We start from the raw sequence: 14,647 nt of genomic DNA, 5'->3' as shown, positions 1-14,647 counted from the left end.
CAGGCGCGCCCCGAGGCTTTCCCGAATCCCGAATCCCGAATCCCGAATCCCGAATCCCGAATCCCGAATCCCGAATCCCGATGCTCGAGTTCTATCCGCAGATCAAATGGGTGCACATCGCCTGCGTGCTGGCCAGCGGCCTGCTGTTCGCGCTGCGCGGCCTGCTGGTGCAGGCCGGCCACGCCGGCGCCGCGCAATGGGCGCCGCTGCGCTACCTGAGCTATTCCATCGACACCACGCTGCTCACCGCGGCGCTGATGCTGCTGTCCATCCTGCCGCACGGGCTGTACGCGAACGGCTGGCTGACCACCAAGCTGACCCTGCTGGTGGCCTACGTCGCCATGGGCACGCTGGCGCTGAAGCGCGGGCGCACGCCGCGCGCGCGCCGGATCTTCTACGTGGCCGCGCTGGCGACCTACGTCTACATGCTGGGCGTGGCGCGCATGCACCACCCGCTGGGCTGGCTGCACGGGTGGCTGGCATGAGCGCGGCGCAACCGTTTCCCGCGGCGGAGCCGCGCGACCGCACGCTGGACGCCTGTTTCCTCGGCCCCTACGGCGAGAACGACGCGCTGCTGGAAAAACTGCTGGTGGAATTCCTGCGCGACCACGTGTACTGGCGGCGCAACTTCCATCCGGAGGACCCGCCGGCGATCGCCACCGCGGCCGCGCACCACCCGGACTATCTCGCGTTCGAATCGCGCATGCGCCGCGAGCTGCACCAGCTCTCCGCCGCGCTGAAGAAGTCGGTGCCGTTCCACAGCCCGCGCTACATCGGCCACATGAGCTCCGACCTGCTGCTGCCGGGGCTGGCCGCGCAGATGCTGACCCTGCCGTACAACCCGAACAACGTCAGCGAGGACGCCGCACCGGTCACCGTGGACATGGAGGTGCAGGCCGGCCTGCAGCTGGCGCGCATGCTCGGCTATCCGCACGATCCGTCGCAGCCGGCCTGCGCGTTCGGCCACCTCACCTCCGGCGGCACCCTGGCCAACTACCAGGCGCTGCGCCTCGCGCTGGCGCTGAAGGCGTTCCCGGTCGCGCTGCGCGCGGCGCAGGTGCCAGACCTCGCGCTGCCCGACGACGACTGGACCGCGTTCAACCTGCCGCAGGCCGAAGGCATCGCGCTGCTGGAACGCTGGCAGCAGTGGCTGGCCGCGCAGGCGCCGGCCGAACGCCGGCGCTGGCAGGCGCGGGTGGAGCGCGAGCGCATCGAGCAGCACGGACTGGCCGGCTTCTTCGCCGCGCATCCCGCGTTGCACGTGCCCTGCGTGCTGGCGCCGGTCACCGCGCACTACTCGTGGAGCAAGGGCGTGAAGCTGCTGGGCCTGGGCCGCGACCAGCTGGAACTGCTGCCCACCGACGGCATGCGCCTGGACCCTGCCGCGCTGCGCGAAACGCTGGCGCGCTGCGCCCGCACGCGCCGCAGCGTGCTGATGTGCGTGGCGGTGCTGGGCGGCACCGAATACGGCACCATCGACCCCATCGACGAGGTGCTGGACGCGCGCGCGGAGTCGCGCCGCGCGGGACTGGACTTCGCCGTGCACGTGGACGCCGCCTGGGGCGGCTACCTCGCCACGCTGTTCCGCCGCGAGGACGGCGGGCTGCGCCCGCGCGACGAAGTGGCCGCCGAATACGTGCAGTTCCCCACGCCGGCCGTGCATGCCGCCTTCGCCGCGCTGGGCGACACCGACTCGGCCACCGTCGATCCGCACAAGCTTGGCTACCTGCCCTACGGCAGCGGCGCCTTCATCTGCCGCGACCACCGCGCCATGGCGCTGCTGGCCGAGCGCGCCGACTACGTGTTCCACGGCGGCGCGGCGGACGATTACTTCGCGCGCTGCCGCAGCCTGGGCCAGTTCATCCCCGAAGGCTCGAAGTCCGGCGCCGCGGCCGCCGCGGTGTACGTGACGCACAAGGTGCTGCCGCTGGACCACGCCCACTTCGGACGGCTGCCGCGCGCCACCGTGCGCGCCGCCGAGGCGTTCCACGCCCGCGCGCAAGGCTTCGCGCTGGAAATGGGCGGCACCGTGCGCGCGCTGGTGCCGTTCGCGCCGGACAGCAACCTGGTGTGCCTCGCGCTCAACCCGCACGGCAATACTTCGCCGGCGGCCGCGAACGCGTTCGTGCACGCGCTGCACGACGAACTGCGCAGCGACCCGCAGCAGCCGCTGCAGCTGAAGGAGTTCTTCGGTTCGGTGACCAGCCTGCGCCCGGAGTTGCTGGGCGCCACGCAGACCGCGCGCATCTTCGGCGCGCTGGGACTGGACCCCGCCGACGCCGGCGACGACCATCTGCTGATCCTGCGCCACACCCTGATGAACCCGTACCTGATCGACCGCGAGAACGGCATCAGCTACATCGACCGCTACTTCGACTTCCTCGCCCGGCGCGTGCGCGCGCTGGCCGCCGCACGACCGACCTGAGCCCGGAAACCGCCGATGAACCACGTTCCGCAAAGCGGGCACCCCTCCAGCGAAAGCGAGCGCCGCTGGGTGCATGGCGCGCTGGAAATGCTGGCGCAGGAAGCCGCGCGCTCGGCCGACACCCATCTGCTCAAGCTCAACTTCCCGGGTTTCGACGGCATCGACTTCTACTTCAAGGACGAGTCGGTGCACCCCAGCGGCAGCCTGAAGCACCGCCTGGCCCGCTCGCTCTACCTCTACGCGCTGTGCAACGGCCGCCTGCGTGCCGGCCAGGCGGTGGTCGACGCGTCCTCGGGCAGCACCGCGATTTCCGAAGCCTGGTTCGCGCGCCTGCTGGGCCTGTCCTTCACCGCGGTGATGCCGGCCTGCACCGCGCCGCGCAAGATCCGCGACGTGCAGGCGCTGGGCGGCCGCTGCGACCTGGTGGACGACCCCGCCCAGGTGCATGCGCGCGCCGCCGGACACGCCGCGCGCGGCGCCTGCCACCTCGACCAGTTCGGCCTCGCCGAACGCGCCACCGACTGGCGCGGCAACAACAACATCGCCGAGTCGATCCTGCAGCAGATGGTGCACGAGCCGCATCCGGTGCCGGCCTGGATCGTCTGCGGCGCCGGCACCGGCGGCACCTCGGCCACCATCGGCCGCAACCTGCGCTACCGGCGCCTGGACACCCGCCTGTGCGTGGCCGAGCCCCCGGGCTGCGGCTTCGCCGAAGGCTGGCGCACGCGCAGCCGCGACACGCTCGCCCGCCTGCCCACCCTGATCGAGGGCATCGGCCGCCCGTGCGTGGAACCGGGCTTCCTGTTCGACGTGGTCGACCACGTGATCGAGGTGCCGGACACCGCGTCGATCGCCGCCGCCTGGCTGCTGGAGGAACTGCTTGGCCGCCGCTACGGCGGTTCCTCCGGCACCAACCTGGTGGCCTGCCTGCAACTGGCCGCGGCCATGCGCGCGCGCGGCGAGCGCGGCAGCATCGTGAGCCTGCTGTGCGATCCGGGCGTGCGCTACGTGGAGACCTTGTTCAACCCGGCATGGCTGGCCGAGCGGAACATCGACACCGCCCCCGCGCGCGAGGCGCTGCAGCTGTGCCTGGCCAGCGGTCGCTGGATGCCGCTGCAGGAGTGAGGTCCTGCGCTCCGGCCTGACCGGGATCAATGCGCGCGCGGCGCCGGGCGGCGAGCCTTGCGGGATGAGCTTCCACGACCTGCGTTCCTTCCTCGACCGGCTGGAGCGCCAGCAACAGCTGCTGCGCGTGCGGACGCCGGTCGATCCCCATCTCGAAACCACGGCGTTGTGCCATCGCGCGCTGCGCGAGGAAGGCCCCGCCGTGCTGGTGGAACGGCCGACAGGCGCGAACCACGCCTTCCTCGGCAACCTGTTCGGCCACCGCCGGCGCATCGAGCTGGCGCTGGCCGGGCGGCCGCTGGCGAGCCTGCGCGAACTGGGCCAGTTGCTGGCCGCGATCAAGGAGCCGCGCTGGCCGGCGAACCTGCGGCAGGCGCTGGCCACCTGGCCGGAGCTGGCCCAGCTCGCCCACGTGGCGCCGCGCCATGTCGACGACGCCGCGTTCCAGGACGAGATCGTGGAGGGCGACGACGTCGACCTCGGCCGCCTGCCCATCCAGCACTGCTGGCCGGGCGACGCCGGGCGGCTGGTCACGCTGGGCCTGGTGGTCACCCGCGGCAGCCGCAAGCGGCGGCAGAACGTGGCGATCTACCGCCAGCAGGTACTGGCGCCGAACCGCGTGATCATGCGCTGGCTGCCGCATCGCGGCGGCGCGCTGGACTACGCGGACTGGCGCAGCGACCACCCGCACGAACCCTTTCCCGTGCTGGTCGCGATAGGCACCGATCCCGCCACGCTGCTCGCCGCGGTGGCGCCGGTGCCGGACACATTGTCCGAATACGAATTCGCGGGCCTGCTGCGCGGCGAGCGCACGCGGCTGTGGCGCAGCAACCTCACCGGACTGGATGCGCCCGCCAGCGCGGAGATCCTGCTGGAAGGCTTCATCCATCCCGGCGACACCGCGCTGGAAGGCCCGTTCGGCGACCACACCGGCTACTACAACGCGCAGGACCATTTCCCGGTGCTCACCATCGAGCGCATGCAGCTGCGCCGCGGCGCGATCTACCAGGGCAGCTACATGGGCCGGGCGCCGCACGACGAACCCTCGGTGCTGGCGATGGCGCTGAACGAGGTGTTCGTGCCCATCCTGCAGAAGGTGTTCCCCGAGATCGTCGACTTCCACCTGCCGCCGGAAGCCTGCTCCTACCGCATCGCCGTGGTGGCGATCCACAAGCAGTACGCCGGCCACGCGCGGCGCGTGATGATGGGCGTGTGGTCGTACCTGCGCCAGTTCACCTACACCAAGTTCGTGATCGTGGTGGACGGCGACATCGACGCGCGCGACTGGAAGCAGGTGATCTGGGCGCTGGCCACCCGCGTCGATCCCGCGCGCGACACCATGCTGGTGGAGAACACGCCGATCGACTACCTGGACTTCGCCAGCCCGGTGGCGGGGCTGGGCTCCAAGCTGGGCATCGACGCCACCAACAAGTGGCCCGGCGAGACCAGCCGCAACTGGGGCATGCCGATCGCCCCGGACGCCGAAGTGGAGGCAAGGGTGGAGACTTTGTGGCGCACGCTGCGAGAATCGTCGGATGTCGCCCCCGGCCGGGGCGGCGCGTCCCCCGATCGCTGGAGTCCCTGATGATCTTCGCCCTGTTCGGCCATGGCCGCTTCGGCAGCGCCTTCGCCGACCTGCTGCAGAGCGCCGGCCACACCGTGCGCATCCACGACCCGCACGCCGAGGTGCCCGCCGCGCTGGCCTGCCCCACGCCGGCCGCCGCGCTGGCCGGCGCCGAATGGGTGGTGCTGGCGATGCCGGTGCCGCGGATGGAGGCGGCGCTGCGCGAGCTGCGCCCGCTGCTGGACGCGCGCCACACCGTGATCGACGTGGGCAGCGTGAAGGAACATCCCTGCTCGCTGCTGGATGAGTATCTCGGCGACGCAGTGCCGCACGCCGGCACCCACCCGCTGTTCGGTCCACTCAGCCTCGCCCGCGGCGAGCCGCTGCGTGTGGTGCTGTGCGCCAGCGCGCGCCACCCGCAGGCGGCGGAGCGCACGCAGGCGCTGTTCGAATCGCTGGGCTGCGCGGTGATCCCGCAGGACGCCGCCACGCACGACCGCGCAATGGCGAAGACCCACGCGCTGGCGTTCTTCATCGCCCGCGCGCTGGTGGAGATGGGCGTGGGCGACGACCTGTCGATGGCGCCGCCGTCGTTCCTGGGCCTCGCGAACATGCTCGCCGCGGTGCGCGGCGACGCCGGCCACCTGTTCGCGGCGATCCAGCGCGAGAATCCCTACGCCGAAGCGGCGCGCGCGGAACTGCTGGAACACCTGGACGCGGTCCACCGCCGGCTGCTGGCCAGCGACGATGCGCTGGCGATTCCGCCGCCGGCATCCTGAGCCGGCCGCGGCGCGGCTCAGGCCGGCGGCTTCACGCCATCGGCCGACGCCAGCATCGCCAACGCCTCCTGTACCTGCGCCTGCAACGCGCGCCACGAGTTTTCCCATTGTCCCGGCTTGGGTTCGGCGCGGCCGAAGCGCAGCAGCATCGCGCGCGTGCGCTCCAGCTGCTGCTGCAGCGCGGCGTTGGCGGCCAGCGCGCGCTCGTGGTCGTCCTTGCCCACCATGAATGCCTTGCGGTCGCGGCACACGCCGATGCAGGTCTGCGGCGCCTCTATCCGGCCGCAGCCTATGCATTGCCAGACCTGGATGTAGTCAGTCATCTGCGTTGCCCGTTGCGATGGCGGCATCGTGCGCCGCCTCCATGCGGACGTGCTTGATCCAGATCAGCGGCGCCGGGGATCAGTGCGCGTGCGCGGCGCCCGCCGCCCAGCCCGGCGCCTCGAAATAGCGGGGATAGCCCGCCACCGCCTCGCGCATCGCCTCGAGCTGGCGCATGTCCGCGGGATCGGCCTTGAACTTCTGCACCGCAGCGAGCAGCGGCACCAGCATGCCGTGCAGCACGGCGTCCTGCTGCGGTTCCAGCTTGCACTTGGCGAAGATGTCGGCGGCCGACTCCTCGATCACGGCCACGCGGTCCAGCGCCAGCGTCGCGTCCATGTGGCCCATCTCGTAATGGCGCAGCTGTTCCAGCACCAGGTGGATCTGCCCCATGTCGGCGCGCAGCGTGGCGTCGGCCGCCCAGGGCCTGGCCGGCGGCGGCACCGGCGCGGCGACGTGCGCGTGCGCCGCATGGTCGTGCTGGGCCAGCGCCGCGCCGGCGGGCAGCGCGAACGCCGCGAAGGCCAGCCATGCCAGGGAAGGTCTCGTCGTCATCGGAAACTCCGGTCTGCGGCGGATGCCGCTGCCGGACCGATGCTAGTCGGCCGCCATCGGGGACCCTTGATCCACGACAAACTGACCCACGTCAACACCGTGGTGGCATGTCGCAGCCACGATGCCCGCACCTTTTCCGCGCGGAGTGCCACGCATGCAACTAGTCTGTCCCGCCGGCAACCTGCCGGCCCTGCAGGCGGCGATCGACGCCGGCGCCGATGCGGTCTACGCCGGCTTGCGCGACGAGACGAACGCGCGGGCCTTCCCCGGCCTGAACTTTTCCGACGCGGAACTGGCGCAAGGCATCGCCTATGCGCATGCGCGCGGCCGCCAGGTCTACCTCGCGCTGAACACCTATCCGGACAGCGCGCGCCTGCCGCAGTGGTATGCCGCGGTGGACAAGGCGGCGGCGCTGGGCTGCGACGCGATCATCGCGGCCGAGATGGCGGTGCTGGACTACGCCGCGCGCACCTATCCCGCGCTGGCGCGGCATCTCAGCGTGCAGGGCTCGGCCACCACCGCGCCCGCGCTGCGCTACATGCGCGAGCGCTTCGGCATCAGCCGCGCGGTGCTGCCGCGCGTGCTGTCGGTGCAGCAGGTGGAACGCCTGTGCGAAACCAGCCCGGTGCCGCTGGAGGTGTTCGCGTTCGGCAGCCTGTGCATCATGGTGGAGGGGCGCTGCCAGCTTTCCAGCTACGTCACCGGCGCCTCGCCGAACCGCCACGGCGTGTGCTCGCCGGCGAAGTTCGTGCGCTGGGACGAACACGGCGACGGCCGCCGCAGCGTGCGCCTCAACGAGGTGCTGATCGACCGCTTTGAACCGGCCGAACCCGCCGGCTATCCCACCGTGTGCAAGGGGCGCTTCGAAGTGCGCGGCGAAACCTTCCACGCGCTGGAGGAACCCACCAGCCTCAACACGCTGGAGCTGCTGCCGCGGCTGGCCGGCGCCGGCGTGGCGGCGCTGAAGATCGAAGGCCGCCAGCGCGGCGTGGCCTACGTGGCCTCGGTCACCCGCACCTGGCGCGATGCGCTGGACCGCTACGCGGCCGCGCCGGCCGAGTGGTCGGCGCGGCCCGCGTGGCAGGCCGCGCTGACCAAACACGCCGAGGGCCGCCAGACCACGCTGGGCCCCTACCACCGCCATTGGCACTGACCTGGACCGCACCATGAAACTCAGCCTGGGACCGCTGCAATATTTCTGGCCGCGCGAACACACGCTCGCCTTCTACCGGGCGGCGGCGGACTGGCCGGTGGACATCGTCTACCTCGGCGAAACGGTGTGCAGCAAGCGCCGCGAACTCTCCACCAGCAACTGGATCGGACTGGCCGCGGAGCTGGTCGAAAGCGGCAAGCAGGTGGTGCTGTCCTCGCTGGCGCTGATCGAGGCCGAGTCCGAGCTGGGCGTGCTCAAGCGCCTGATCGCCGAAGGCGGCGGCTGGATCGAGGCGAACGACCTCTCCGCCGCGCAGCTGTGCCGCGAGCGCGGCGTGCCGTTCGTGGCCGGGCCCTCGCTCAACGTATACAACCACGTGGCGTTGAAGCTGCTGATGGACGACGGCCTGGTGCGCTGGGTGCCAGGCGTGGAACAGGGCCGCACGCTGATCCGCGAACTGCGCGACGCGATGCGGGCCGCGGGCCAGGCGATGCCTGAGCTGGAAGTGATCGCCTACGGCCGCCTGCCGCTGTCGTATTCGGCGCGCTGCTTCACCGCGCGGGCGCTGGACGTGCCCAAGGACCAGTGCGGCTTCCGCTGCATCGACTTCCCGGACGGCCTGCCGCTGGCCACCCGCGAGGGCAAGCCGTTCCTGCGCATCAACGGCATCCAGATCCTGGGCGAGGAGATCGTCGACCTGGGCCCGGAACTGCCGCAGCTGCGCGAACTGGGCGTGGACGTGCTGCGCCTGTACCCGCGGGCCGAAGGCATGGCCGAGACCGTGGCGCATTACGACCGCGCCCGCCGCTCGCTGCAGCCGCCGCCGCGCATCGCCGCGCGCAGCGGCTACTGGCATGGCGAGCCGGGGATGCGTGCGGCCGACGCCGGCTGAAGATTTCGACCATCGCCGCGACGCGCGCAGCCGCCTACTGGACGGCGTCGCCGCCGCGGAACACGAACGAATCGAAGCCGGCGCCCAGCCGCACGAGGTCGGGCGTACGCCAGTCCGGATGGCGGCGACCGTCGACGCGGCATTCCTGCAGCGCCCAGTGCCGCACGCCGGCCTCGCGCAACTGCCCGGCGAGCTCGTGCAGCGCGGCTTCGGGAAACAGGCCGGGATGCCAGGTGGTGCGGCATTCGTGGGCCACGCCGCCTTCCACCACGGCGCGCAGGCTGCGGCCCACCTTGCGCGCGCTGTCGCGCCGCCGGGTCACGCCGTCGTACAGCGGCCACGGCGCCTTGATGTCCAGGCCCACCCAGTCCAGCGCGGGCAGCAACGGCAGCAGGCGTTCCGGATACATGCCGCCGGTATGCAGGGCGGCGCGGTAGCCCAGCCCGCGCACCGCCGCCACGGCGGCGCCCAGGCCGGGTTGCAGCGTGGGTTCGCCGCCGGAGAACACCACGCCGTCCAGCAGGCCGCGACGGCGTTCGAGGAAGGCCAGCACCGACGTCCAGGCGACGCCGGTGCCGGCCCGCGCGGGCAGCAGATGAGGGTTGTGGCAATACCCGCAGCGCCACGGGCACCCCTGCAGGAACAGCACCGCCGCCAATCGGCCGGGAAAGTCGATGGTGGTCAGCGGCGTCATCCCGCCCACGCGTATCATGCGGCGCGGTCCAGCCCCGCCGCCTGCTCCTGGAAGAAGCGCCGCTCGTTGTGCTCGCCCTGCTTGCCGATGTTGAAGCTCGCCACCGGGCGGTGGTAGCCCATCACGCGGGTCCAGACTTCGCAGCGCTGGCGCTCGTCGTCGCGCAGCGCGGGTTCGATGGTCGGTCGGTTCGTCTTCATGGGAATGCTCCTTGGGGATGGTGGGTGGAAAGGCGGAACTGCCGCCTCAGGCAGCCTGCCGGCGCTTGCGTTCCAGCCGTTCCTCGTCGCAGCGCGGGCAGAATTCGTGCTCGCCGGCCAGGTAGCCGTGCGTGGGGCAGATCGAGAACGTCGGCGTGACGGTGACGTAGGGCAACCGGAAGCGGCCCAGCGCGCGGCGCACCAGTTCGCGGCAGGCATGGCTGCCGGACAGCCGCTCGCTCATGTACAGGTGCAGCACGGTGCCGCCGGTGTAGCGCGACTGCAGCGCCTCCTGCCGCTCCAGCGCCTCGAACGGATCGTCGGTGAAGCCCACCGGCAGCTGCGAGGAGTTGGTGTAGTACGGCTGCGCCGCGCTGCCCGCCTGCAGGATCTGCGGCCAGCGCTTGCGGTCCTCCTTCGCGAAGCGGTAGGTGGTACCTTCGGCCGGCGTGGCTTCGAGGTTGTAGAGGTGGCCGGTCTCCTCCTGGAAGTCGGCCAGTTTCCCGCGCACGTGGTCCAGCAGGCGCAGCGCGAGCGCGTGGCCCTCGTCGCTGGCGATGTCCAGCGCGCCGCCGCTGAAGTTGCGGATCATCTCGTTGATGCCGTTCACCCCCAGCGTGGAGAAATGGTTGCGCAGCGTGCCAAGGTAGCGCCGGGTGTACGGGTAGAGTCCCTCGTCGATCAGCCGCTGCACCACGCCGCGCTTGATCTCCAGGCTGCGCTTGCCCAGCTCCAGCAGCTCGTCCAGGCGCGCCAGCAGCGCGGCTTCGTCGCCGGCGTGCAGGTAGCCGAGGCGCGCGCAGTTCACCGTCACCACGCCCAGGCTGCCGGTCTGCTCGGCGCTGCCGAACAGGCCGTTGCCGCGCTTCAGCAGCTCGCGCAGGTCCAGCTGCAGGCGGCAGCACATCGAGCGGATCATGCCGGGGTCCAGCTCGGAGTTGATGAAGTTCTGGAAGTACGGCAGGCCGTACTTCGCGGTCATCGCGAACAGCCGTTCGGCGTTCTCCGATTCCCACGGGAAATCCGCGGTGATGTTGTAGGTAGGGATGGGGAAGGTGAACACCCGCCCTTTCGCGTCGCCGCGCGTCATCACCTCGATGTAGGCGCGGTTGATCATGTCCATCTCGGCCTGCAGCTCGCCGTAGGCGAACGGCATTTCCTCGCCGTCGATCACCGGCACCTGTTCGCGCAGGTCCGCCGGGCAGGTCCAGTCGAACGTGAGGTTGGTGAACGGCGTCTGCGTGCCCCAGCGCGACGGCACGTTGAGGTTGTAGATCAGCTCCTGCATGGACTGCAGCACGGCCGCGTAGTCCAGGCGGTCCTTGCGCACGTACGGCGCCATGTAGGTGTCGAACGAGGAGAACGCCTGCGCGCCGGCCCATTCGTTCTGCATCGTGCCGAGGAAGTTCACCACCTGCCCCACCGCCGACGACAGGTGCCGGGGCGGGCCGGCCTCGACCTTGCCGGGCACGCCGTTCAGCCCCTCACGCAGCAGCGTGCGCAGCGACCAGCCCGCGCAGTAGCCCGACAGCATGTCCAGGTCGTGGATGTGCAGGTCGGCATTGCGGTGGGCGTGGCCGATCTCCGGCGGGTAGATGCGCGACAGCCAGTAGTTCGCGGTGACCTTGCCCGAGGTGTTGAGGATCAGGCCGCCCAGCGAATAGCCCTGGTTGGCGTTCGCGTTGACCCGCCAGTCGGCGCGGCTCAGGTACTCGTCGATGGTGCCGACCACGTCGACCAGCACCTGCTCATGCCGGCCGAGGCTGCCGGAAGCATCGAAGGCATTACCACAATTGGTGTTCATGTCCACTCCGAGACACAAGATGTAGTGGTCATGCTGGTGGCAAGCCCGAGACGGCGGCTTGACCTGCGTCAGTTCCGGAACAGATGGGGAACGCAGCCGCCGTCGGCGCGACGGACGCGCAACAGCCACCAGGACGCGCCGTCTACCGGCGCATCCTGGTGGCATGGGAAAGGTATGGGGAATGCCGGCCGGCGCAGACCGCCGGCCGGGCGACCGGGGCGGTTACACCCGGGCGAACACCAGGCTGGCGTTGGTGCCGCCGAAGCCGAAGCTGTTGGACATCACGGTGGCGAGCTGCGCCTCGCGGCTCTCGCGCAGGATCGGGAAGCCTTCGGCGCGCGGGTCCAGCGCGTCGATGTTCGCCGAGCCGGCCATGAAGCCGCCCTGCATCATCAGCAGGCTGTAGATCGCCTCGTGCACGCTGGCCGCGCCCAGCGAGTGGCCGGTGAGCGCCTTGGTCGAGGACAGCGGCGGCATCGCGTCGCCGAACACCTCGCGCACCGCCGCCAGTTCCACGATGTCGCCCAGCGGCGTGGCGGTGCCGTGGGTGTTGAGGTAGTCGATCGGGCGCCCGGCGTTCGCCAGCGCCATCCGCATGCAGCGCACCGCGCCTTCGCCGGACGGCGCCACCATGTCGGCGCCGTCGGAGGTGACGCCGTAGCCCACCAGCTCCGCGTGGATGCGCGCGCCGCGCGCCTTCGCGTGCTCGTAGTCCTCCAGCACCAGCATGCCGCCGCCGCCGGCGATCACGAAGCCGTCGCGCGCGGCGTCGTAGGGGCGCGAGGCGGCATGCGGCGTGTCGTTCCAGGCACAGGAGAGCGCGCCCATCGCGTCGAACTGCGCGGTCATGCCCCAGTGCGCCTCCTCGCCGCCGCCGGCGAACACCACGTCCTGCGCGCCGTGGCGGATCAGGTCGGCCGCCGCGCCTATGCAGTGCGCGGAGGTCGCGCAGGCCGCGGCGATGGAATAGCTCAGGCCCAGGATGCCGAACGCGGTGGCCAGCGTGGCCGACACCGTGGAGCACATCGTGCGCGGCACCATGAACGGTCCCACCTTGCGCACGCCCTTGCTGCGCAGCAGGTCGGCGGTCTCGATCTGCCATTGCGCCGAACCGCCGCCGGAACCGGCCACCACGCCGGTGCGCGGATGGCTCACGGTCTCGTGGTCCAGCCCCGCATCGGCGATCGCCGAACGCATCGAGAGGTAGGCGTAGGCGGCCGCGTCGCCCATGAAGCGGCGCAGCTTGCGGTCGATCGACGCCTCCAGGTCCACCTGCGGCTCGCCCGCCACCTGGCTGCGCAGGCCGCGCGCGGCGTAATCGGGGATCGCGCGGATGCCGCTCTTCAGTTCCTGCAATGCGCGCGAAACCGTATCCGCCATGTCGCCCAGGCAGGACACGATGCCCATGCCGGTGACCACCACGCGGCGCATCTCGGGAGCCGTCGACATGTCAGAAGCCCTCGGTGGACTGGAACAGGCCCACGCGCATGTCGCTGGCCGTGTAGATCAGGCGGTCGTCGACGAAGGTCTTGCCGTCGGCGATCACCATCGAGAGCCGGCCGCGCATCACGCGGCGGATGTCGATCTCGTAGCGCACCAGCTTCGCGCTCGGCAGCACCTGCCCGGTGAACTTCACCTGGCCCACGCCCAGCGCGCGGCCGCGGCCCGGCTCGCCCAGCCACGGCAGGAAGAAGCCGGAGAGCTGCCACATCGCGTCCAGCCCCAGGCAGCCGGGCATCACCGGGTCGCCCTCGAAATGGCAGTCGAAAAACCACAGCCGCGGATGGATGTCCAATTCGGCGTGGATCTCGCCCTTGCCGTGGGCGCCGCCGGTATCGGCGATCTTCGTGATGCGGTCGAACATCAGCATCGGCGGCGCCGGCAGGCGCGCATTGCCGTCGCCGAAAAGTTCGCCGCGGCCGCAGGCCAGCAGTGCCTGGTAATCGAAGGAGTTGGGCCTGGTCATGAAGCTCTTGTCGAGTGGAGGGTCAGGCAGTGTGCGGGACGCGGGCAAAAGCTTACTTGACCCACGTCAGCACAACGCCGGCGTATGGTACATGCGAAACAAGACATGCCGTCGCAAGGCAGCCGTCACCCCGGCCCGTGGCGGTCTTCGCGCCAATGCGCGCCCAGGCTGCGCCGGCGCAGCCGCATCGCGTGCAGCAGCGCCTGCGCCAGCCGCATCTGCCAGCCGGCGCCGGCCTCGGCCGCGCACACCCGCCACGCCTCGCGCAGCACGGCGCCTTCGCGCACCGGACCGGCCGCCAGCCACAGCAGGTCGCGCAGCGCGGACAGGCTTTCCGGCGCCAGCGAGGCGCCGCGTTCCACCCAGCGATGCGCGCCCGCTGCCGGCGATGGCGTCGCGGCGGCCAGCACCGCGCCCAGCCGCCGCCCGGCGGCGACCGCCTCCAGCAGCGAGTTGCTGGCGAGACGGTTGGCCCCGTGCACGCCGTTGCACGCCACCTCGCCCACCGCATGCAGTCCGGGCAGCGAGCTGCGGCCGTCCAGGTCGGTGGCCACGCCGCCCATGTGGAAATGCGCCACCGGGGACACCGGCAACAGGTCCCGGCGCGGGTCCAGCCCCCGCGCGCGGCAGGACGCCAGCACGGTGGGAAACCGCAGCTCCCAGTCGCCCCCCACCGGCGTGGCGTCCAGCCACGTGCCGCCGCATTGCTGGCGTACCTGCCACACGCGTCGCGCCACCACGTCGCGCGGCGCCAGGTCGCCCAGCGGGTGCAGCCCGCGCATCAGCGGGGTGCCGGCGTCGTCGACCAGGCGGGCGCCGGCACCGCGCAGCGCCTCGGTAAGCAGCGGCAGGCTGTGGCCATCCACCGCGAGCGCGGTGGGATGGAACTGCACGAACTCCAGGTCGCGCGGCGCCGCACCGGCGGCCAGCGCCAGCGCCAGGCCCGCGCCATCCGCGCCGGGCGGATTGCTGGTGCGCGCGTACAACGCGCCGATGCCGCCGGTGGCGAGCACCACCGCGGCGGCCTCGATCAGTTCCTCCCGCCCCTGCGCGTCGCGCACGCGCACGCCGGCCACGCGGCCGTCGGCGAGCAGCAGGGCCTCCGCCTCGACGCCGCCGCGCCATTGCACGTGGGAGGCGGCCTGCACCCGGGCGCGCAAGGCGCGCAC

General features: G+C 71.4%; 15 protein-coding genes. 7 read left to right on the top strand and 8 right to left on the bottom strand.

Translation table 11 applies throughout. The features are described 5' to 3' along the window. The first annotated feature begins 80 nt into the window (after positions 1 to 80). From PCA_RS07255 to PCA_RS07235, 5 genes are all read left to right on the top strand, one after another. Complete coding sequence (locus tag PCA_RS07255; protein WP_181301925.1) at positions 81 to 485, top strand: SirB2 family protein; 405 nt, start codon at positions 81 to 83, stop codon at positions 483 to 485. Further along, positions 482 to 2,425 (top strand): pyridoxal-dependent decarboxylase, encoded by a 1,944-nt coding sequence (locus PCA_RS07250; protein WP_181301924.1) that lies wholly within the window; start codon positions 482 to 484, stop codon positions 2,423 to 2,425. Before PCA_RS07255 ends, PCA_RS07250 begins: the two co-directional genes overlap by 4 nt. Positions 2,426 to 2,440: 15 nt before the next feature. Then, positions 2,441 to 3,550, top strand: coding sequence for a PLP-dependent cysteine synthase family protein (locus PCA_RS07245; protein ID WP_181301923.1), 1,110 nt, complete (start codon positions 2,441 to 2,443; stop codon positions 3,548 to 3,550). Between the two features lie 64 nt (positions 3,551 to 3,614). Beyond that, the gene (locus PCA_RS07240; RefSeq protein WP_181301922.1) at positions 3,615 to 5,135 is read left to right on the top strand and encodes a UbiD family decarboxylase; all 1,521 of its coding nucleotides are present in this window, start codon (positions 3,615 to 3,617) and stop codon (positions 5,133 to 5,135) included. Continuing rightward, positions 5,135 to 5,893 carry a prephenate dehydrogenase/arogenate dehydrogenase family protein gene (locus PCA_RS07235; protein ID WP_181301921.1) on the top strand — a complete coding sequence of 253 codons (759 nt, stop codon included), beginning with the start codon at positions 5,135 to 5,137 and terminating at the stop codon, positions 5,891 to 5,893. Before PCA_RS07240 ends, PCA_RS07235 begins: the two co-directional genes overlap by 1 nt. 17 nt (positions 5,894 to 5,910) lie before the next feature. Here the strand turns inward: PCA_RS07235 and PCA_RS07230 are convergent, their stop codons facing one another. Both PCA_RS07230 and PCA_RS07225 read right to left on the bottom strand, forming a co-directional pair. Further along, the gene (locus PCA_RS07230; protein ID WP_181301920.1) at positions 5,911 to 6,216 is read right to left on the bottom strand and encodes a hypothetical protein; all 306 of its coding nucleotides are present in this window, start codon (positions 6,214 to 6,216) and stop codon (positions 5,911 to 5,913) included. 79 nt (positions 6,217 to 6,295) lie between these two features. Further along, positions 6,296 to 6,769 carry a DnrO protein gene (locus tag PCA_RS07225; RefSeq protein WP_181301919.1) on the bottom strand — a complete coding sequence of 158 codons (474 nt, stop codon included), beginning with the start codon at positions 6,767 to 6,769 and terminating at the stop codon, positions 6,296 to 6,298. Positions 6,770 to 6,923: 154 nt separating this feature from the next. On the opposite strand from PCA_RS07225, the gene PCA_RS07220 reads away from it, so the two are divergent. After that, complete coding sequence (locus PCA_RS07220) at positions 6,924 to 7,922, top strand: peptidase U32 family protein (RefSeq protein ID WP_181301918.1); 999 nt, start codon at positions 6,924 to 6,926, stop codon at positions 7,920 to 7,922. A gap of 13 nt (positions 7,923 to 7,935) precedes the next feature. Then, positions 7,936 to 8,814, top strand: coding sequence for a U32 family peptidase (locus PCA_RS07215; RefSeq protein ID WP_181301917.1), 879 nt, complete (start codon positions 7,936 to 7,938; stop codon positions 8,812 to 8,814). Positions 8,815 to 8,848: 34 nt separating this feature from the next. Here PCA_RS07215 and PCA_RS07210 read toward each other — a convergent pair whose 3' ends face one another. The 6 genes from PCA_RS07210 to PCA_RS07185 form a co-directional block, all read right to left on the bottom strand. Next, positions 8,849 to 9,526 (bottom strand): anaerobic ribonucleoside-triphosphate reductase activating protein, encoded by a 678-nt coding sequence (locus PCA_RS07210; protein ID WP_181301916.1) that lies wholly within the window; start codon positions 9,524 to 9,526, stop codon positions 8,849 to 8,851. Beyond that, the gene (gene nrdD, locus PCA_RS07205) at positions 9,523 to 9,708 is read right to left on the bottom strand and encodes an anaerobic ribonucleoside-triphosphate reductase (protein ID WP_181301915.1); all 186 of its coding nucleotides are present in this window, start codon (positions 9,706 to 9,708) and stop codon (positions 9,523 to 9,525) included. The genes PCA_RS07210 and nrdD overlap by 4 nt, the downstream gene beginning before the upstream one ends. A 46-nt stretch (positions 9,709 to 9,754) precedes the next feature. Next, positions 9,755 to 11,512 carry a ribonucleoside triphosphate reductase gene (locus PCA_RS07200; protein ID WP_181301914.1) on the bottom strand — a complete coding sequence of 586 codons (1,758 nt, stop codon included), beginning with the start codon at positions 11,510 to 11,512 and terminating at the stop codon, positions 9,755 to 9,757. A gap of 222 nt (positions 11,513 to 11,734) precedes the next feature. After that, a complete protein-coding gene (gene fabB, locus PCA_RS07195) occupies positions 11,735 to 12,943 on the bottom strand; it encodes a beta-ketoacyl-ACP synthase I (protein ID WP_181302040.1) in 1,209 nt (402 codons plus the stop codon). Between the two features lie 19 nt (positions 12,944 to 12,962). Continuing rightward, a complete protein-coding gene (gene fabA, locus PCA_RS07190) occupies positions 12,963 to 13,478 on the bottom strand; it encodes a 3-hydroxyacyl-[acyl-carrier-protein] dehydratase FabA (RefSeq protein WP_181301913.1) in 516 nt (171 codons plus the stop codon). Between the two features lie 125 nt (positions 13,479 to 13,603). Continuing rightward, on the bottom strand, positions 13,604 to 14,647 hold a 1,044-nt coding region (locus tag PCA_RS07185; protein WP_181301912.1), incomplete at its 5' end, for an FAD-binding protein.

The sequence above is a fragment of the Rhodanobacter sp. PCA2 genome (genome assembly GCF_013620825.1).
Lineage (GTDB): Bacteria > Pseudomonadota > Gammaproteobacteria > Xanthomonadales > Rhodanobacteraceae > Rhodanobacter_A.
Note: the sequence above shows the minus strand (reverse complement) of the source record. Positions and strands in the feature narration are given on the sequence as shown.